Source organism: Gordonia paraffinivorans (assembly GCF_900683595.1).
Lineage (GTDB): Bacteria > Actinomycetota > Actinomycetes > Mycobacteriales > Mycobacteriaceae > Gordonia > Gordonia paraffinivorans.
Genome location: NZ_CAACYD010000007.1, coordinates 1,366,215 through 1,385,110, shown reverse-complemented (window position 1 = coordinate 1,385,110; position 18,896 = coordinate 1,366,215). Strand labels below are relative to the sequence as shown.

At 71.2% G+C, this 18,896-nt stretch carries 20 protein-coding genes; 3 read left to right on the top strand and 17 right to left on the bottom strand.

All coding sequences use genetic code 11. The features are described 5' to 3' along the window. Positions 1-74: 74 nt before the first annotated feature. Positions 75-464: a DUF5319 domain-containing protein gene (locus tag E1P53_RS19370; protein WP_006900046.1), complete on the top strand. Its 390-nt coding sequence runs from the start codon at positions 75-77 to the stop codon at positions 462-464. Positions 465-558: 94 nt separating this feature from the next. Here the strand turns inward: E1P53_RS19370 and E1P53_RS19365 are convergent, their stop codons facing one another. From E1P53_RS19365 to E1P53_RS19355, 3 genes are all read right to left on the bottom strand, one after another. Beyond that, positions 559-1,620: an anti-sigma-D factor RsdA gene (locus E1P53_RS19365; RefSeq protein WP_131735218.1), complete on the bottom strand. Its 1,062-nt coding sequence runs from the start codon at positions 1,618-1,620 to the stop codon at positions 559-561. Then, the gene (locus E1P53_RS19360) at positions 1,617-2,192 is read right to left on the bottom strand and encodes a sigma-70 family RNA polymerase sigma factor (protein ID WP_006900048.1); all 576 of its coding nucleotides are present in this window, start codon (positions 2,190-2,192) and stop codon (positions 1,617-1,619) included. Before E1P53_RS19360 ends, E1P53_RS19365 begins: the two co-directional genes overlap by 4 nt. Before the next feature lie 116 nt (positions 2,193-2,308). Further along, positions 2,309-3,112 carry a hypothetical protein gene (locus tag E1P53_RS19355; RefSeq protein ID WP_244941229.1) on the bottom strand — a complete coding sequence of 268 codons (804 nt, stop codon included), beginning with the start codon at positions 3,110-3,112 and terminating at the stop codon, positions 2,309-2,311. 530 nt (positions 3,113-3,642) lie between these two features. Here E1P53_RS19355 and E1P53_RS19350 point away from each other — a divergent pair. Continuing rightward, positions 3,643-3,939 (top strand): WhiB family transcriptional regulator, encoded by a 297-nt coding sequence (locus tag E1P53_RS19350; RefSeq protein WP_006900050.1) that lies wholly within the window; start codon positions 3,643-3,645, stop codon positions 3,937-3,939. A gap of 281 nt (positions 3,940-4,220) precedes the next feature. On the opposite strand, the gene groL is transcribed toward E1P53_RS19350, so the two are convergent. From groL to alr, 8 genes are all read right to left on the bottom strand, one after another. Next, complete coding sequence (gene groL / locus E1P53_RS19345; protein ID WP_006900051.1) at positions 4,221-5,840, bottom strand: chaperonin GroEL; 1,620 nt, start codon at positions 5,838-5,840, stop codon at positions 4,221-4,223. 140 nt (positions 5,841-5,980) lie between these two features. After that, a complete protein-coding gene (gene groES, locus E1P53_RS19340; RefSeq protein WP_006900052.1) occupies positions 5,981-6,280 on the bottom strand; it encodes a co-chaperone GroES in 300 nt (99 codons plus the stop codon). Between the two features lie 222 nt (positions 6,281-6,502). Further along, the gene (gene tsaD, locus E1P53_RS19335) at positions 6,503-7,549 is read right to left on the bottom strand and encodes a tRNA (adenosine(37)-N6)-threonylcarbamoyltransferase complex transferase subunit TsaD (RefSeq protein WP_006900053.1); all 1,047 of its coding nucleotides are present in this window, start codon (positions 7,547-7,549) and stop codon (positions 6,503-6,505) included. After that, entirely contained in the window at positions 7,546-8,055 is a 510-nt protein-coding gene (gene rimI, locus E1P53_RS19330; protein ID WP_006900054.1) for a ribosomal protein S18-alanine N-acetyltransferase, read from the bottom strand. The genes tsaD and rimI overlap by 4 nt, the downstream gene beginning before the upstream one ends. Further along, complete coding sequence (tsaB, locus tag E1P53_RS19325) at positions 8,052-8,816, bottom strand: tRNA (adenosine(37)-N6)-threonylcarbamoyltransferase complex dimerization subunit type 1 TsaB (RefSeq protein ID WP_131735393.1); 765 nt, start codon at positions 8,814-8,816, stop codon at positions 8,052-8,054. The genes rimI and tsaB overlap by 4 nt, the downstream gene beginning before the upstream one ends. After that, positions 8,813-9,346, bottom strand: a complete 534-nt coding sequence (tsaE, locus tag E1P53_RS19320; RefSeq protein WP_109238786.1) for a tRNA (adenosine(37)-N6)-threonylcarbamoyltransferase complex ATPase subunit type 1 TsaE — start codon at positions 9,344-9,346, stop codon at positions 8,813-8,815. Before tsaE ends, tsaB begins: the two co-directional genes overlap by 4 nt. Continuing rightward, on the bottom strand, positions 9,343-10,482 hold the full coding sequence (locus E1P53_RS19315; RefSeq protein ID WP_131735216.1) for an alpha/beta fold hydrolase: 1,140 nt from the start codon (positions 10,480-10,482) through the stop codon (positions 9,343-9,345). Before E1P53_RS19315 ends, tsaE begins: the two co-directional genes overlap by 4 nt. After that, positions 10,483-11,715: an alanine racemase gene (gene alr, locus E1P53_RS19310; RefSeq protein WP_131735215.1), complete on the bottom strand. Its 1,233-nt coding sequence runs from the start codon at positions 11,713-11,715 to the stop codon at positions 10,483-10,485. A 168-nt stretch (positions 11,716-11,883) separates the two neighbouring features. Here alr and E1P53_RS19305 point away from each other — a divergent pair, with 168 nt between their 5' ends. Beyond that, on the top strand, positions 11,884-12,372 hold the full coding sequence (locus E1P53_RS19305) for a hypothetical protein (protein WP_131735214.1): 489 nt from the start codon (positions 11,884-11,886) through the stop codon (positions 12,370-12,372). A 6-nt stretch (positions 12,373-12,378) separates the two neighbouring features. On the opposite strand, the gene E1P53_RS19300 is transcribed toward E1P53_RS19305, so the two are convergent. The 6 genes from E1P53_RS19300 to E1P53_RS19275 form a co-directional block, all read right to left on the bottom strand. Next, positions 12,379-13,821, bottom strand: coding sequence for a bifunctional ADP-dependent NAD(P)H-hydrate dehydratase/NAD(P)H-hydrate epimerase (locus tag E1P53_RS19300; RefSeq protein ID WP_006900060.1), 1,443 nt, complete (start codon positions 13,819-13,821; stop codon positions 12,379-12,381). 10 nt (positions 13,822-13,831) lie between these two features. Further along, positions 13,832-15,694, bottom strand: a complete 1,863-nt coding sequence (gene glmS / locus E1P53_RS19295; protein WP_131735213.1) for a glutamine--fructose-6-phosphate transaminase (isomerizing) — start codon at positions 15,692-15,694, stop codon at positions 13,832-13,834. Between the two features lie 98 nt (positions 15,695-15,792). Further along, positions 15,793-16,770, bottom strand: coding sequence for a dienelactone hydrolase family protein (locus E1P53_RS19290; RefSeq protein WP_131735212.1), 978 nt, complete (start codon positions 16,768-16,770; stop codon positions 15,793-15,795). Between the two features lie 21 nt (positions 16,771-16,791). Beyond that, positions 16,792-17,052, bottom strand: coding sequence for a hypothetical protein (locus E1P53_RS19285; protein ID WP_006900063.1), 261 nt, complete (start codon positions 17,050-17,052; stop codon positions 16,792-16,794). Next, entirely contained in the window at positions 17,049-18,236 is a 1,188-nt protein-coding gene (locus tag E1P53_RS19280) for a hypothetical protein (protein ID WP_131735211.1), read from the bottom strand. Before E1P53_RS19280 ends, E1P53_RS19285 begins: the two co-directional genes overlap by 4 nt. A gap of 7 nt (positions 18,237-18,243) precedes the next feature. After that, the gene (locus E1P53_RS19275) at positions 18,244-18,693 is read right to left on the bottom strand and encodes a hypothetical protein (RefSeq protein WP_342353781.1); all 450 of its coding nucleotides are present in this window, start codon (positions 18,691-18,693) and stop codon (positions 18,244-18,246) included. Positions 18,694-18,896: the final 203 nt, after the last annotated feature.

Here is an 18,896-nt window from a genome sequence, read left to right as displayed (position 1 = left end):
GCGCGTCGTCCACACGTCGGCTCCCTGGCGGATGCCTGCGGCGCGACACGGGTGATATCGGCTACCGTGGTGGTGTGCGTGACCACCTGCCACCCGGCCTCCCGCCGGACCCGTTCGCCGACGACCCGAGCGATCCCGCTGCCGCACTCGACAGTGTGGAGCCGGGTATCCCGTTGGACGAGAACGAGCGGCTGGCGGTCGAGGAGGACCTCGCCGATCTCGCGGTCTACGAGGCGCTGCTCGCCCATCGCGGCGTCCGCGGCCTGGTCGTCATGTGCGACGACTGCCACGAGGACCACTACCACGACTGGGACATGCTCCGGGCGAATCTCATCCAACTGCTGATCGACGGCACCGTGCGCCCGCACGAGCCCGCGGTCGACCCGAAGCCCGAGCACTACGTCACCTGGGACTACTGCCGCGGCTACGCCGACGCGCGCAACCACTTCGACGAAGGACGCTGACCGCACCGGTCCCGCGCGACCGGCACCAAACAAGACGACTGTGCCCGTACCTATCCGGTACGGGCACAGTCGTCTGGTTCGTAGCAGCGCGCGATCAGCCGGGCTTGCGCTTGGAGGCGTCGACGCCGGGGGGCGGCGACCACGGGAACGTGGGGAACTGCGCAGGTGTCCGACTCGCCGACGACGTGCTGGGCAACGACGGCTTGTCGGCCTTGGACTGACTCGGGGGCGACGTCGGCTGCGGCTCCTCGGACGTACCGGGCTCGTCGACCGGGCCGCCGGGCACCTCTTCGTCGCTCGACGGCGGGGCCGGCCGGTCGGACGGCGAGGGCACGGTGCTCTGGATACGCAGGTCCGGCTTGTCACTGGCGTCGGGCGAAGTCGCCGACGCACGCGACGGTTCGGTGCTCGTGTCCGTGGCCGGCATGCCGGCACCACCCCGGAGACGGCCGACCCACTCCGACATCTCCCGACGGGTGCCCTCGTCGCGCATCGGCCCCATCTTCTCCTCGGCCTTCTGGATGTAGACGACCGCGGCGGAGGTGTCGCCGGCCGCGATCGCGGCCTCGGCACGCTCGAGGTTGCTGCGGACGTCGTAGGCCGCCTGGGTCTCGGAGGCCTGCTCGGAGAACACGACCTCCTTGACCGCCCACAACGGGTCGCCCGGCTTGGAGCCCTCGGAGAGGACCGTGAGGCCGGCGGCGGCGACGATGACGATCGCGGCCGCACCCGACACGACTCGCAAGTGGCGGACCATCCGGCGTCCCCGGCTCGCGCGCTCGGTGTGGGCGATGGCCCGCTCGACGTCGTCGACCGACACCAGCGGGGCGGTCGGGGTCGAGACGGCCTCGCTACGCCAGCCCGACAGCAGCTCGGCGAGCTGGTACTCGGTGGTGTCGCGCGTGGGCACCGGCACGCCGCTCACGAGCGCGTCGAGGAAGTTCTCGTCGAAGGCGACCTCGGACAGGTCCGGCGCCTCGTCGGCGGAATCAGCCGCGACGCCGCCGGGCACGAGCAGCCCCGGGTCGTCGGCAGGTGTGTTGGGGTCCGGTCGTTCGGACCCGGACGCACGGTTGGTCAATGGTTCCCCCACTCGGCCGAGCTGTTCGCGCCCGTGGATCGAACGGCGGCGGCGCCAGTCGGACTCCCCGCTCATCGTGATCCTCCCGCTCGTTTCAGCTCTTCCTTCAACTTCGCCAGTGCCCGATGCTGGGCGACGCGCACCGCCCCCGCGGTGCTACCGATCATCTGGGCCGTCTCCTCCGCGGACATCCCGACGACGAGTCGCAGGACCAGGACCTCGCGCTGCTTCTCGGGGAGAATCTCCAAGAGCGCGCGCATCCGTCTGCTGGCGTCGGCGTCGAGCGCGGATTGCTCCGGCCCGTCCGTCACCAGACCCACCTCGGGAATGTCCTCGACCGGATCGGACTTCACTCGTGCCGCCACCCGCATGGCGTCGGCCACCTTGTGCGAGGTGATGCCGTAGACGAAGGCCATGAACGGCTTGCCCTGATCCCGATAACGGGGCAGAGCGGTCATGACCGCCATCAAAGCCTCCTGCGCGATGTCGTCCGCGGAGAACAGGTGCCGTTCTCCCACTCCGATTCGCCCTCGGCAGTACCGCAGGATCGGCTCCTGCACACTCTCGAGGACTGCGGTGAGAGCTGCACGATCGCCCCGACCCGCGGCCCGCACAGCGTCGTCCAACTCACCACCTGACAGCTTCATCGCGCGTAGGAAACCCCGTGTTACAGATCGGTTGACCGCCCGCTGGCCGGTCCTGTTACGGGCCCCCGCGCCTCCGGCGTCGACGACGACGCCGCCGAGGCAGACCCTCAAACACCTTAGCCATCATCACCCGACCGCAACGGCATGCCCTTGCCGACGAGCGTGGCGCGCAGGTGGCCGTACCTCTGTTCTTCCTGCGGCGAGACGTCGCCGAGTCCGGAAAGCAGGCTCCAGGCCGCCCATTCGAGCGGCAAGAGCCCCTCCTGACCTGCGGTGACGACAACATGCCGGGCCCGTGCCACCGCGTCCTCGCGACGGCCCATGCCCGCCTCGGCCGCAGCCAGGATGAGTTCGGTCTTGACGCGATGGCGGACGGGCACCGTCGAATGCTCCGACAGACGGCCGACCAGCCCCGCGCCCGCCTCCGCATGGACCAGGCCGGCCGCGACGTCCCCCGAGTAGAGGCCGAGCTCGGCGCTGACCCACTCCCAGCGCAGCCGGCAGCGCGAGAACGTGAGCCAGTTCTCGTCCTCGTTGCCGGTGTCCCCGGCGAACAACCCGCGCGCACGTTCCAGCAGGCGCCGCGACGCACCGAACCGCAACAGCCCGAGATTGTCGGCCGCGAGACCCACCAGCGCGTCGGCGACGGCGGCGCGTGACGGGTCGAACCGCCTCCGGCCGGACTCCGGGTCGGGCCACATGTCGGCCACCACTGCCAGGGCACGCCCGTCGACCCCGATCGCGCGATCGTGCCGGCCGCCCTGCCGTAGCAACGACGCCCGCGTGCTCAGACACAGCGAGAGCACCGCGGCGTCGACGCCCCGGGGCGCGGCGGAACCGTGGGCGGCTCGGATGCCGGCGACGACACCGTCGAGAGCGGCGAGCGCAGCTGCGTAGTCGCCTCGGCCGCCTTTCTCCACCGCGTCGGTCCACCACCCCAACCGTGCGTCGACGCCGGCGCGGGCGATGTCCCGAGTCCCGCCAGACGGGCCCGGACCAGCGGTTTCACGGGGTCGGCAAGTGGCCTGGATCACTGGATCCTTATTGGTTTGCATGAATTTAACGAACGATTCCCAACGTTAATCCCGGGACAAGATCACCGGCAGATAATAAGGAGATTTCCACGATGTTAACCGTTGACAAGCCGCCGCCGCCCCCATTCGCCGCCTCACCTCACCTTCCCTCTCGTACACAGAGACAATTTCCGCAGTTCAGGACGGATTTTTATGGTCTGAACGAAGGCATTCGACCCTCCCACGATCCCTCGTGATATCACCGTCAGGCCGTCTAACCTGCCGTTAACATCGACGAGACTTTTTGTTCTTCTGAGGCCATTCCGAGCGATGTTGACTGCATTTCTCAGGCCCGCTTAATGTGTGCTCACGCGTTGCAGGAATCGACGTTTCGCCACCGGAGAACCCGGAGCGGCCCTAGACAAGGAGAAGCTGCCATGCCTCAGCCAAACCACCTCCCCGGCCCCAATGCAGACGTCTGGGACTGGCAGATGCACGGGCTCTGCCGCGGAGTCGACTCGTCGATGTTCTTCCATCCTGACGGAGAACGCGGCCGGGCGCGCGCCCAGCGCGAGCGCCGCGCCAAGGAGATGTGCCACCAGTGCCCGGTGATCGCCCAATGCCGCGAGCATGCGCTGGCCGTCGCCGAACCCTACGGCATCTGGGGCGGACTCTCGGAGTCCGAGCGCAGCATGCTGATGAAGCGGGGCGTCGGGCGCCGGATGGCGAGCTGACCAACGCCGGCGACCGGCGACGATCGCACCGACCGTGACCCTCGAGCCCCTGTGACCCTCGAGGAACGCCGAACCATTCGAACCGAAGCACCGAGGAGCCGCACATCCCCTACGGGGGATGCGCGGCTCTTCTGCTCTCGGTTCTGCCGTCGCCGACGCATCGGCCCCACCGCGGCGCGACGACCTCCGGCGCGTGGCCGCCCTGCGAAAGCCGAACCGGCTGTCACCCACGGGTGGTGGATGACAGCCGGTTCGTCAGCGAGACGCCGAGGGTGTCCGCGTCAGTGCGCGTGGCCGTGTCCGGCGTGCGCGTCGGCGGCCTCTTCCTCGGGCTTGTCGGTGACCGCGGTCTCGGTGGTCAGGACCATCCGGGCGACCGAGGCGGCGTTGACGACCGCCGAACGGGTCACCTTGACCGGGTCGATGACGCCGTCGGCGACCAGATCGCCGTAGCTGAGGGTCGCGGCGTTGAAGCCGTGGCCCTTCTCCGCCTCGGCGACCTTCTGCACGATCACGGCGCCGTCGAGGCCGGCGTTGGTGGCGATCCAGTACAGCGGGGCCTTCGCGGCGTCGCGGACCACCCGCACGCCGAGTGCCTCGTCCCCGTCGAGCGAGTCGGCGAGGTCGTCGAGCACCTTGGCCGCCTGGACGATGGCCGAACCGCCACCGGGGATGATGCCCTCCTCGACCGCGGCCTTGGCAGCGGCGACCGCGTCCTCGACACGGTGCTTGCGCTCCTTGAGCTCGGTCTCGGTGGCCGCACCCACGCGGATGACGGCGACGCCGCCGGCCAGCTTGGCCAGTCGCTCGCTGAGCTTCTCGCGATCCCAGTCGGAGTCCGACTGCTCGATCTCGCGGCGGATCTGCGCCGCCCGCGCGGCGATCTCGTCCTTGGTGCCCGCACCCTCGACGATCGTGGTCGAGTCCTTGGTCACGACGACGCGACGCGCGGTGCCCAGCAGCTCGAGGCCGGCGCCCGCCAGGGTGACACCGATGTCGTTGGAGATCACGGTGCCGCCGGTGACGACCGCGAGGTCCTGCATGAACGCCTTGCGGCGGTCACCGAAGAACGGCGACTTGACCGCGACGGCCTTCAGGGTCTTGCGGATCGAGTTGACCACCAGGGTCGACAGCGGCTCGCCCTCGACGTCCTCGGCGATGACGACCAGCGGCTTGCCGGTCTCGACGACCTTCTCCAGCACCGGAAGGAAGTCGGGCAGCGAGGTGATCTTGTCGCGGTAGAGCAGGATGTAGGCGTCCTCGAGGACGGCCTCCTGGCTGTCGACGTCGGTGACGAAGTACGGCGACAGGTAGCCCTTGTCGAACTGGACGCCCTCGGTGACGTCGAGCTCGGTGTGCAGGCCCGATCCCTCTTCGACGGTGACGACACCGTCGGCGCCGACCGCGGTCATCGCCTTGCCGACCATCGCGCCGATCTCCTCGTCGCGCGAGGAGACGGTGGCGATCTGGGCGATCCCCTGCTCGCCGTCGACCGGGGTCGCGGCGGCCAGGAGGGCCTCGCTCAGGGCGTCGGCGGCCTTGCTGATGCCCGCACCGAGCGCCATCGGGTTGGCACCGGCCGCGACGTTGCGCAGGCCGGCCTTGACCATCGCCTGCGCGAGCACGGTGGCGGTGGTGGTGCCGTCGCCGGCGACGTCGTTGGTCTTGGTGGCCACCGACTTCACCAGCTGCGCGCCGAGGTTCTCGAACGGGTCCTCGAGGTCGATGTCACGCGCGATGGTCACACCGTCGTTGGTGACGCTCGGGCCGCCGAAGGCCTTCGCGAGCACGACGTGCCGACCGCGCGGGCCGAGGGTGACCTTCACCGTGTCGGCGAGCTGGTCGATGCCGCGCTCGAGCGCCTTGCGCGCTGTTTCGTTGAATTCAATCTGCTTGGCCATGAATCTCTTTCTTCACTGAGTAGGTCTTCACGGGAGCCGCCCGGCGTCAACGGCGACCGCCCCGGGACCCCTGGACGGGGAGCCGGGGCGGCGCGTCAGACGTTCAGACGACTCGCGGGGAGAGATCCCTCGCCCGAGTCTTACTTGCCGATGACGGCGAGCACGTCGCGCGCCGACAGGATCAGGTACTCCTCGCCGTTGTACTTGATCTCGGTGCCGCCGTACTTGCTGTAGATGACGGTGTCGCCTTCCTTGACGTCGACCGGAATGCGATTGCCCTGCTCGGTGACCCGACCCTCGCCGACGGCGATGACGGTGCCTTCCTGCGGCTTCTCCTTGGCGGAGTCCGGGATGACCAGGCCCGAGGCGGTGGTCGTCTCGGCCTCGACGGCCTGCACCAGGATCTTGTCCTCAAGCGGCTTGATGTTCACGCTCGCCACGATGTGAGTCCTCAACTTTCGTACTGAGAAAGAATCTGCACGTTCATGGCCCTGGGACAAAACCTCGTCGTCGCGGGTGTCCGAGGCTTCACTCAGTGCCAACTAGCACTCTATACATGCGAGTGCCAGCACTCAAGGGAGGTGGGTGCGAAATGCCGGAGTTTCGCCCGCGGCGATCGCAGACGGGCGGCCAGACACCCCGAACCCGCCCGCGCGGACGCCTCAGAGCTGGCTGACCCGCACCGACATCGCCGGGTCGGAGGCCACGGTGAGCGGCGACGGCGCGGCGCCGCCGGCGATCACGTGGGCTCCGAGGGTGGCGATCATCGCGCCGTTGTCGGTGCACAGCCGGGGTCTGGGGACGCGCAGCGTGATCCCCGCCGCCGCACACCGCTCCTCGGCCAGCGAGCGGATCCGCGAGTTGGCGGTCGCGCCGCCGCCGAGCACGAGGGTCGTCACGCCCAGGTCCTCGCATGCGCGCACCGCCTTCATGGTGAGCACGTCGGCGACCGCCTCCTGGAACGACGCCGCGACATCGGCGACGGGGACCGGCACGCCGTCACGTTCGCACTTCTCGACGTAGCGGGCGACAGCGGTCTTGAGCCCGCTGAAGGAGAAGTCGTGGCGGGCATCGCGGGGCCCGGTCATGCCGCGCGGGAAGGCGATCGCGTTCGGGTCGCCGTCGCGGGCGACGCGGTCGAGCGCGGGACCGCCCGGGAACCCCAGGTCGAGCAGCCGAGCCACCTTGTCGAAGGCCTCCCCCGCCGCGTCGTCGACGGTCGTGCCGAGCTCGACGATCGGCTGCGCGAGATCCTTCACGTGCAGCAGGTGGGTGTGTCCGCCCGAGACGAGCAGCGCGACGCACTCGGGCATGGGCCCGTGTTCGAGCGTGTCCACCGCGACGTGCCCGCCGAGGTGGTTCATCGCGTAGAGCGGCACGTCCCACGCGAGTGCGTAGGCCTTGGCCGCGGCGACGCCGACGAGCAGCGCACCCGCCAGGCCGGGGCCGATGGTCACCGCGATCGCATCCGGCTTGTCGATGCCGGCGGCCTCGCGGGCGCGTCGCATGGTGGGGACGATGGCCTCGAGGTGTGCGCGCGAGGCGATCTCGGGCACCACGCCGCCGAAGCGCGCGTGCTCGTCGACGCTGCTGGCCACCTCGTCGGCGAGCAGGGTGGCGTATCCGGGGGTGTCCCCGTCGCCGGGTGTCCAGCGCACGATCCCGACACCGGTCTCGTCGCAGGAACTCTCGATGCCCATGACGATCACGCCGGGCCCTCCTCCGGTTCGATCGGCCGTCCCGAACTCGGGGCCCGCAGCATCGTGTAGGCGTCCGCGCCGGACGGTTGGTAATAGCCGCGACGCAACCCGACGGTGGTGAAGCCGTGCCGGGAGTACAGCGCGATCGCGGGGTCGTTGTCGGTGCGAACCTCGAGATAGACGGGTGCGTCGACCTCGTCGGCGACCGCGAGCATCGCCTCGAGCAGGGCCTTGCCGATGCCCTTGCCCTGGTGGCGCGGATCGACCGAGATGGTGTGGATCTCGCACTCGTAGGCCTCGGGCTGACCGAGCGTCGAGATCCCGGCGTAGCCGATGATCTCGCCGCCGGGCTCCTCCCGGGCCGCGAAGTAGGTGTTGTACGGGGCGTTCAGCTCGGCCCGGAAGGCCGACGCCGGCCACGGTGAGTCGTCGCCGTAGATCACCTTCTCGAGCATCGCGCAGCGCGGGATGTCGTCGTAGGTGAGCGCGTCGATGACGGGCTCGGAAGCGGTCACGGCACGACCTCGGAGGCCTGCGCCTGCTGCGCTTCGCGCTCCTTCCTCGCCTTGCGCTCCTTCAATTCCTTCTGCTCGACGGCGTCGGGCCGGCGGAGGTAGAGCGGGACGAGGGGTTCGGCGGGATCACCGGCGACGATGCGGCCCGCGGCCGCCGCGACGAGGCCGCGGGGCGTCGGGACCGTGACCTCGGGCGGCGTACCCGTCCAGCCGACGAGTTCGAGGTGCGGCGCCGAGCCGGCCGCCACGGCGTAGGTCCCGGCGGCGAGATCGGCCGCGAGGTCCTCGGCGAGGAGCGCGGGCGCGATGACCCCCGGGCCGTCGGTGCGCCGACCGTCGGCGTAGGCCGCCCAGTACACCTCGCGGCGCCGGGCGTCGGTGACGACGAGCACGCCTGCTCCCTCGGGCGCGGCGTCGAGCGCGAGCGCATCCAGCGAGCACACCCCGTACGCCGGGATCCCGAGCGCATCGGCGAAGGCGGCACCGGTCGCCATCCCGACCCGCAGGCCGGTGAACGGTCCGGGTCCGCAGCCGACGACCACCGCGTCGACGGCGTCACGCGACACCCCCGCCTCGGCGAGGCACTCGGCGACGAGGGTCGTCAGCAGTTCGGCGTGCCGACGATGATCCGAGATCACCCGTTCGGCGAGAACCGCGGTGTCGCCGAACGATTCGCCGACCACCTCGACGACGCCGGTCACGACCGAGTCGGTGGCGGTGTCGATCGCGAGGACCTTGTACGCGCGCTGCCCGGAACTCATTCCTCGCTCACCCATTCCCACTCCGCATGCCGCACATCGGTGTCGGGGTCTCGCCGCAACCGCACGACGAGATACCGCTGCGCCAGTCTCTCGGCCACACCCTCACCCCATTCGACCACGACCACCGCATCCTCGAGATCGGTGTCCAGGTCGAGCGCGTCCAGCTCGTCGAGGACCACGCGGGCGGGCCGCCCGTCGGGGCCCGGCTCGTGCAGGCCGAGACGGTAGGCGTCGACGTGGACCATGGCCAGGCCGCCGGGACGGCCGGCGCGGTGCTCGCGGGCGATGATGAACGTCGGCGACGTGACCCGTCCTTCCACCCCGAGCCCCCGGCCGATCCCGCGGGCGAGCGCGGTCTTCCCGGCACCGAGCGGGCCGTCGAGGATGACGAGGTCGCCCGCCGAGAGGGTCGTGGCGAGTTCGGCGCCGAAGGCCTCGGTGTCGGCGACGTCGGGCAACTCGCGGGTGCCCGCGCGATCGGTGATCGGGCTCGGCTGCGTAGCGTCCGGCGTCCCGGGTGTGTTGCTCATGCGCGCTTCCGATTCCACCAGCGACGACGAGGCCGTGGCAGCGCCACCCGCGCCCGGTCGACGAGATCGACGATCGCGTCGGTCACGATCTCCGGTTCCTCCATCTGGACCATGTGCCCGGCTCCCTTGATGACCACGAGGCGTGAATCCGTTCCGAGCTGCGAGTACATCCGAACCGAGTTCGGCAGCGGCGTGAGTCGGTCCTTGTCGCCGCAGACGACGGTCGAGGGCACCTGGGCCAGCACCGGCAGCGCGGTGGACTCGTCGTGGATCTCCAGCGCGTGCAGGAAGTTCACGATCGTCTCGATCGGCGTGTTCTGGATCATCTTCTCCACCGCGCGGCCGAGTGCCGGGCTGAAGAAGGTGGGGCCGAAGCTGGCCGCGACCAGTACTGGCTCGAGCGCGGACCTGGTGATACCGCGGCCGGCCTGCACCAGCCGCGGGGCGCGGCGGACGCTGAGCCGGAACGCGTCGACGATCGGGTTCTGCAGCCCCTCGCCGAGTCCGGCCTCGGTGAGTCCGCGCGCGGCGGTGGCGACGAGCGCGACACCGGCCACCCGCCCCTCCGCGGAGAACAGCGCCGGGTGACGGCGCGCGAGGCCCATGAGGGTCATGCCGCCCATCGAATGCCCCACCAGTACGACGTGACCGGTGGGCGCGGTGGACCGGAGCACCGCCGCCGCGTCGTCGGCGAGTTGCGCGATGGTGCAGGTCTCCGCGGGCGCGGCGTCGCTGCGGCCGTGACCGCGGTGATCGTAGAAGACGAGCCGATAGTTGCGGTCGGCCCACTCCCGGGCGAGCTGCTGCCACTGGAAGTGCCAGCTCGCCATGCGCAGGCTGAAGCCGTGCACGAAGACGATGGTCAGCTCGGGCGCCTCACCGTGGGCGACGTTCCCCAGATCGAGTGTGCGCACCGCGAGCTCGAGACCGTCGTCGGTGGTGACCGTGCTCGCCGGGAGGTCGTACATCGCGGTCAGGTCGATGCCGTGGTACGGGTCGGGCCGGCCCACGACGCTCTTGCGCGCGGCATTGCGGGCCGCACCGATCGCCGCCCGTCCGCCGAGGGCCGCGACGCCGGCGACACCGGCCAACAGGCCCGCGCGTTCGTAGTCCTCCATCTCGCTCACCCCCCTCATCTACGGCTCACCGTCCCAATCGTCAGGCCGACGCGCATCTCCTTGACCGCCACCCGCAGCACGTCGCGGGTCGCCGGTCGAGTCGTCATCGGCTGCCGGGTCCGGGGCCTGCGGGTCCACGTAGCGCCGGACCACCCGGTTGCCGATCTGCGACACGATCTCGTAGTCGATGGTGCCGATCGCATCGGCCCAGTCCCTGGCGGTCGGGCCGCCGTGACGGCCCGTGCCGAACAACTCGACCTCGTCTCCCTCGCGCACGCCTGCCCCGTCGGGTCCCAGATCGATGACCAGCTGGTCCATGCAGATCCGCCCGATCCCGTCGAAGAGCCGCTCGCCGATGCGGACGCGCAGGTGACCCGACAGCAGGCGCGGCACACCGTCGGCGTATCCCGCCGGCACCACCGCGACGACGGTGTCCCGGGGCGCGATCCACGTCTGACTGTAGGAGACGCCCTCTCCGGCTGCCACGTTCTTGACCAGCGCCACCTGCGCCGACAGGGTCATGGCGGGGATGAGCCCGAAGTCGCCGCGCTCGGGTATCGGGGTGCGCCCGTACAGCGCGATGCCGGGGCGGACCATGTCCCTGGCGAGGTCGGGCCGGGTCAGCGCCGCAGGCGAGTTCGCCATGTGCACCACCTCGGGGGCCACCCCGGCACGGGTGAGATCGTCCACCGCCCGGTCCAGGCGCCCGGCCTGCTCGTCGTTGAGCGGATGCCCCGGTTCGTCGCCACGCGCCAGGTGGCACATCACCCCGCGCAGCACCACGGACTCCTCGGCGTGTGCCTTCGCGATCTCCCGCACGAACACGTCCCACTCGTCGACGGCGACGCCGCTGCGGTTGAGGCCGGTGTCGACCTTCACCGTGACCGACGCCCGGACCCCCGCACGACGCGCGGCGGCCACCACGGCCTCGAGCTGGCGGGGCGAGGACAGTGCCACCTCGATGTCGTTCGCGATCGCCGCGTCGAAGTCTGCGCCGGGTGTGTGCAGCCACGCCGTGATCGGCGCGTCGATCCCCGCGGCGCGCAGTGCGATCCCCTCGGTGATGTGGGCCACTCCGAGTTCGGCGGCGCCGGCGGCCAGCACCGCCCTCGCCACCGGCACGGCGCCGTGCCCGTAGGCGTCGGCCTTGACGACCGCCATGACGGGAGCGTGGGAGGCGTTCCGCAGAACGTCGAGGTTGTGGGCGACCGCGCCGAGGTCGACGGTCGCGGTCAGGGCAGGAGAAGTCATCGGCGACCATTCTCCCAGATCGTCGCGACCCGATTGGCTCACACCGGGCGTGACCAGGGATACGGCACGCGATGGCGGACATGAGTAATCACACCGATGCGCGCGGCCGGCGCCTGCGGTTGGCTGGAACGCGACCCCGAAGCCCGCGAGAGCACGAGACGTCGGAGCATGATGAACCCCACCATGAACCAGCAGCCCGGACCACGCGACCCGGTCTTCACCGAACCGGCCTTCCCGGACGAGTTCGTCCCGGTCGACCTTCGCGGGACGCCCCTCCGACCGGCGGCATACGTGTACCCGACGCCACCGCTGACCGGCGGCCGCACGCCTGGCCTGCGCGAGTCGCTGCTCGCCTGGGCGTCGAACGCCGTCGCCTGGGCGTCGCTCGTCGGCAGCGCGGTCCTGTTGGTCATCTCCTTCGCCCGAACCCTCGCAGATCAGGATTCCGACGGCTACTTCCTCGCCGGGTTGGGACTGTGGCTGGTCGGGAGCGTCGCCGCGGTCTGCGCGGTCGTGCTGCTAATGACGTCGTTCGTCGCACGCCTGCGCGCCGGTGAACTCCGGCGCGCGGCGCCGGTCGTGGACCTCGTCTTCCTCGCCGTGGTCACCGCGGCGTCGGTGCTCACCGCGGCGTTCCCGGTACTCGCGTTCTCCTGAGAGTGCTCACCCTCTGACGAACTCGCGGATCGCCGGACGCAGGGCCGCCAGGAGGGTCGACGCCCCGATGGGCGCTCCCCGGCTGGCGAGCAGCGCGGCGCGGGCATGGACGCGCGCCGCCCAGGCCCCCGCCGTCTGCGGCGTGTGTCCCGCGGCCAGCAGCGAACCGGCGATGCCGGCGAGCACGTCGCCCGCCCCGGCGGTGGCCGCCCACGACGACCCGGCGTCGTTGCCGGCGACCGAACCCGTCGGGTCGGCGACCAGGGTGATGCGCCCCTTGAGCAGGACGGTCACATTCCATTCGGCCGCGAGGCCCGCGACCGCGGACAGCCGGTCGGCCCCGAGCGCCGTGCCGGTGAGCCGGGCGAACTCGCCGGCGTGCGGCGTCAGCAGCGTGGGTGCGGTTCGGCCGGCGACCAGCTCGGGGCGTCGGGCGACGATGGTGAGCGCGTCGGCGTCGACGAGCACCGGGAGATCAGTGTCGAGCACGGTGCGCAGCGTGGCCTCCGCCGCGTCGTCGGTTCCCATCCCGGGACCGACCGTCCAGGCCTGGACGCGTCCGGCCTCCGCGAGGTCCGGCACCGCGACGACCTCAGGGAAATGCGAGACCACCTCGGCGTGGGCCGATCCCACGTAGCGCGTCATACCGGACGTCGCGGTGACCGCCGCGCCCGACGCCAGGATCGCCGCGCCCGGGTAACGGTGCGAACCCGCGATGACCCCGACCACACCCTGGGTGTACTTGTCGTCGGCGGGACCCGGAACCGGCCAGTCGATGTCCTCGTCGGAGAACGAGAACAACCGCGGCGCAACACGTTCCGACGGTTTGCCGATGCCGATGTCGACGACCGCGAGCCGCCCGCAGCGCGGAGCGGCGAGCAGGTGGACGCGTCGCGGGTGTCCGAACGTGACGGTGATGTCGGCACGGACCGACGGGTCGTGGACCTCGCCGGTGTCACAGTCCACGCCGGACGGCAGGTCGACCGCGACGACGGTGGTCTCGGGGGCCAGCGCGGCGAACACCGCGGCCGCCGCCGGGCGCAGCGGCCCCTTGCCGCCGATGCCGACCACGCCGTCGACGACGATGTCGAGACCGGCCGGCAGCGCGGCGCCACCGCCCGTCGTCGGGACGACCCGGCCGCCGGCGGCGCGGAAGGCGGCGAGTCCCGCGGGATGCGCCTTGTCCGGGGCGAGCAGGACCGCGTGGACCGCGACGCCGCGGCGAGCGAGTTCGGCCCCGGCGAACAGCGCGTCGCCGCCGTTGTCACCCGCGCCGACCACGATGCCGACGCGGCGCCCGTAACAGCCGCCGGTCCGGTTCAGTTCGGCCGCCACCACCCGGGCGACGCCGTGGGACGCCCGACGCATCAGCGTCCCGTTCGCGAGCAGATCCCCCGACGCCCGTTCGGCGTCGCGCACCTCGTCGGCGGTCAGGTACTGCATCGGCATGGGGAGGCCCCTACTCGACGGTCACCGACTTGGCGAGGTTGCGCGGCTTGTCGACGTCGTAGCCGCGGGCCTGCGCCACGCTCGCGGCGAACACCTGCAACGGCACCGTGGACACCAGCGGCTGCAACAGCGTCGGCGTCTTCGGGATGGGGATGAACTCGTCGGCGACCGCCCGCGCGGCGTCGTCGTCGGCCTCGGCGATCACGATCGTGCGCGCGCCGCGGGCCTGGATCTCGCGGATGTTGCTCACCATCTTGGAGTGCAGGACCGCACGGCCGTCCGGCGACGGCATGATCGTGATGACCGGCAGGCCGTCCTCGATGAGCGCGATCGGGCCGTGCTTGAGCTCGCCGGCGGCGAATCCCTCGGCGTGCATGTAGGCGAGTTCCTTGAGCTTCAGCGCCCCCTCGAGCGCCACCGGGTAACCGACGTGGCGGCCGATGAACAGCACGGTGTTGTGCTCGGCCAGCGAGTGCGCGAGGTCGCGGACCGGCCCCATGGTCTCGAGGACCTCGGAGACCGAGTCGGCCATGGCCTCGATGGCCTCGAACTCCCGCACCACCTCGTCGGAGTACTTGGTGCCGCGGGCCTGCGCGAGCGCCAGGCCGACCAGGTAGGCGGCGACGATCTGCGCCAGGAAGCACTTGGTCGACGCGACGCCGATCTCCGGTCCGGCGTGCGTGTACAGCACCGCGTCGGACTCGCGCGGGATCTGTGCGCCGTTGGTGTTGCAGATCGCCAGCACGCGCGCTTTCTGGTCCTTGGCGTGGCGCACGGCCTCGAGGGTGTCGGCGGTCTCGCCCGACTGCGAGATCGCCAGGACCAGCGTCGACCGGTCCAGGACCGGGTCGCGGTAGCGGAACTCGCTGGCGAGCTCGATCTCGACGGGCAGGCGCGTCCAGTGCTCGATCGCGTACTTGGCGAGCAGGCCGGCGTGGTAGGCGGTGCCGCAGGCGACGACGAAGACCTTGTCCACGTCGCGCAGGTCGTCATCGGTCAGGCGCTGCTCGTCGAGGACGATGCGGCCGTCCTGCAGGTGGCCCAGGAGGGTGTCGGCGATCGCGCGGGGCTGCTCGGCGATCTCCTTGAGCATGAAGAAGTCGTAGCCGCCCTTCTCCGCGGCCGCGAGATCCCAGTCGATGTGGAACGGCTTGCCGGGGCGTTCGTTGCGGTCGAAGTCGGTGATCGAGTACGAGTCGGCGGTGATGACCACGACCTCGTCCTGACCGAGCTCGACCGCCTCGCGGGTGTGCTCGATGAAGGCGGTCACATCGGAGGCGACGAACATCTCGCCCTCGCCGACGCCGACGACCAGCGGCGTCGACCGGCGGGCGGCGACGATGGTGTCCGGGTGGTCGGCGTGGGTGAACACGAGGGTGAATGCGCCCTCGAGGCGACGCAGCGCGGCGTAGGCGCTGGCCACGAAATCTCCGGCGGTCGGGCCGAGCGCGTAGTACTTGGAGACGAGGTGGACCGCGGTCTCGGTGTCGGTCTCCGACTCGAACTCGACGCCGTCCTCCTCGAGTTCGGCGCGCAGCTCGGCGTAGTTCTCGATGATGCCGTTGTGGACGACCGCGATCTTGCGGTCGCTGCTGGCGTGCGGATGCGCGTTCTTGTCGGTGGGCTTGCCGTGGGTCGCCCAGCGGGTGTGACCCATGCCCGTCGTCCCCGACAGCGCCTCGCGTCCGACCGTCGCGATCTGCTTCTCGAGGTTCTCCATCCGGAGCGCCTGCTTCTGGATCGCGGTGTTACCCGCGCCGTCGAGGATCGCGACACCGGCCGAGTCGTATCCGCGGTACTCCATCCGCCGCAATGCCTCGACGACGATGTCCAGGGCGTCACGACGCCCCACGTATCCGACGATTCCACACATAGTCAGTCAGCGTACCTGCGCGCGGTCGCATCGACGCGCCCGCGCAGGGCCAACGCCGTGTCCGGAAACGGACATCGCCGCATCCGCCGAGGACGGCGTCACTCGATGGTGTCGGGGACCACTGCGTTCGGGAGCCCGGAGGGCACGGGAGTGCCTGCGCGACGGCGCTTGCGCTCCTTGGCGCCGAGCAGTTTGGAGATCCGGTCCTGGGCCTCGGGCGGGTCGTCGGGATCGACGGCGGGCACCTTCCCGAGGACGGTGTCGGGGTCGGCGAACGCCGCGTACTCCGGGTCCTCGTTGAGCGTGTGGAGAAAGAACCCGGTCATCAGCGCTCGGACCGCCCGGTGCGTCTTCTTGTCCGCGCCGTTGCTCCCCCACAGCGATCCGATGCCGCGGTGTTCCAGCAGGCCCTTCGACGTCGCGCCCGGCGGCGTCCGCAGGACCGCTCCCGGCGAGTCGGCGTCGGCGCCCCAGGCGCGCGCCAGCGGCAGGGCGTTGCCGTCGACGGTGTCGAGTTCCCCGATCGACGAGACGACCAGGCCGGGCACGCCCAGGCGCCGTGCGGCGGGCAACAGCAACCCGGTGGTCGGTGCGGGGAAGATCGCGGCGACGCCGCGCACGGCGGGCTGCGGCTGGCCGTGCAGCACGCCGTCGGAGGCGGCGAGGACGGCGGCCGACGCCCCGAAACCGTGTCCGGCCAACCCGATCCGGGCCGGGTCGACGGTGATCTCGCCGAAGCCGAGGCGGACGCGGGTGACGATCGACAACGCCGAGCGCAGCTGCGCGGCCATCGCGTCGTCGGAGGCGAACACACCGCTCTGCCCGGCGGGCACGGCCACCACGATGCCCCAGGAGGCGAGGTGCTGACACAGGTCGCGGTAGCGCTCGGTCGAGGTCAGCCAGCCGTGACCGAAGGCGATCGCGGGCAGCCGCTCCCCCGACGCCGGGGTGTACACCTCGCCGCGCGTGCCGACGATCCCGAGGTCACCGCGCAGGACGCGGTTCGGCCCGCGACGACCGAGCGCGGCCATCAGCTTGTCGGGCGGTTGCGGTTTCGAACGCTTCTTGCGTGCCACAGCAGACAGCCTAGGCGCTGCCTACCGCGCGGGTGGCGGCAGATGCGGACTCGCGTCGGCGACGTCGGCGGGCAGCATGATGCTCGGCAACGCGTCGGCGGCATCGGCCTGGTGTTCGAGGTCCTCGCGGAGGAGTTCGGTCCGGGACCGCGGCGCCGTCCGTCGGTGTTCGGCCATGGTCGCCGCGAGGTCGCGTTGCGCCCCGGTGAAGCGGTGCGAGGCGTCGGCGACCTGCGCGGTGGCCGACCGCGCGAGGGCCTCGATCTGATCGGCGAGGTTCACTGGTCACCTGCCAGGGCCAGGTCGCCGGCGGACCGCTCAGGTTCGGGCGACGGATCGGTTGCGGAGGACGAGACCGGTTGCGGGCCATCGGGTCCCGAGATTTCGGGGTCCGGCCGCTCGGGGTCTGGCCGCTCTGGGTCCGGCCGCCCGAATTCTGCGCGCTCGGGGTCCGGGCGCTCGCTGTCTGGTCCGCCCGACTCGAGGGCTCCCGATCCCGGGTCGGCGCCTCCGGACTCCGGATGCGCGGGCACGTCCTGCGGGACGCCGGTGTCGGGAGCGGTCACGGCGTCGTCGCCGTGCGTCCCGACCGCTCCCCCGAGTTGGAACGGCACGTCCTCGCCGCGCCCGGGCTCCCCGCCCCCGGGCACCGGCTCCTCGCGCCCGGGCACCGGCTCCTCACCGGGCACGGGGACGGCAACTGCGGATGCCGTCTCACCCACCACGGAGTCGACTGCCGCGAGATCGGCGGGGCCGACCGGAACAGACCGCGGCACAGAGTGTTCCGTCGACCCTGCGCTTTCCGTCGACCCCGTGACGCCCTCCCCGCCCGGGTAGGGCTCCGCATCGATCCCGTCGAGGGACCGGTTGAGGATCTCCAGGATGCCGGTGATCCCACGCACCGTCGCGTCGACGCAGGAGGTGAACAGCTCCACCCGCGACCTCAGGTCCTCGGCGACGACGCCGAGCGGCACGCGGCCGCCCAGCACGGCCTCGGGCAACTCCGCCGGCGGCGTCTCCGCCGCGATCGGGGTGCCCAGGCGGGCGACGGCCAGGTAGAACGACCGCATCAGCCGGTCGATCCCGGACGCGGCGGCCGCCGTGGCGTCGGTGAGGGTGTGCAGCACGTACAGGTCGCTCTCGGCACGGCGCTGATGACCGATGACGGCGTCGACGGCCCGCGTCGCCGCTGCGCTGCGCCACCCGTCGTCGAGCCGCACACGCTGCTCGGGCAGGTGATGCAGTTGATCGGAGACGGCCCGGTGAGCCGCGACGAGGGCCCGCGCGTCGGCCGAGAGCGCGGCGATGTCGAAGGCGTCGACCATCTGCAGGCCCGTACGAATCGTCGCGTCCTCCGGCCCGGCCAACCCCATCAGGCGGCCGGCACCGAGGAACTCGATCAGCTCCGCGACACCGGCGTGCGCATCCTGTCGGAGCGTCGACAGGGAGTCCACACCGCGTCTCATCCGCGACTCACCTCGTCTCCCCGGCCACCCCGGCAGCCGCGTCGGCGTCACCAGCGGACACGGTCTCGGCCGACAACCGGAGGCGATCGGCCAGCGCCGCCGCGGCGCGCGACTGCTCGCGCAACCGCCGGGACAGCGTCGCGCTCATCTCGGCATAGGCGGATGCCAGGCCCGAGAGCACCGGGTCCGGCTCGGCGCTCGGATCGACCAGGTCACTGCGCGCCCAACGCCCGAAGTCACGGGCGGCGAGATCGTCGGCGACCGCATTCACCACGAGGGAGGAACGCCGATAGAACGAGGCGACGGCCGCCACCTGCTCGGCATCCATGGCGATGCGTCCCGCATCGGTGCCCGCGGCAATGCGTCCCCCATCGGTGCCCGCGGCAATGCGTCCCGCATCGGTGCCCGCGGCGACGCGTCCCGCATCGGAGTCTCCGGCGCCGTCCACCCTGCTCACCCCCTACGGCAGATCCCCGCGATGGTAACCAGCACCGCGCCACCTTGGACGCACTCGATCCACCGATCGGTTCCCGCACCGCGGCGGATTCGCCGACCACGCGTCCCGACCCGGCCGCGAGCCGCCTTGGGATTTCCGACAACTGCCGCGACGACGCCCCCTTCCGGTACCCCCGGCGAATCCCCGAGAGTGACCTCGACCAC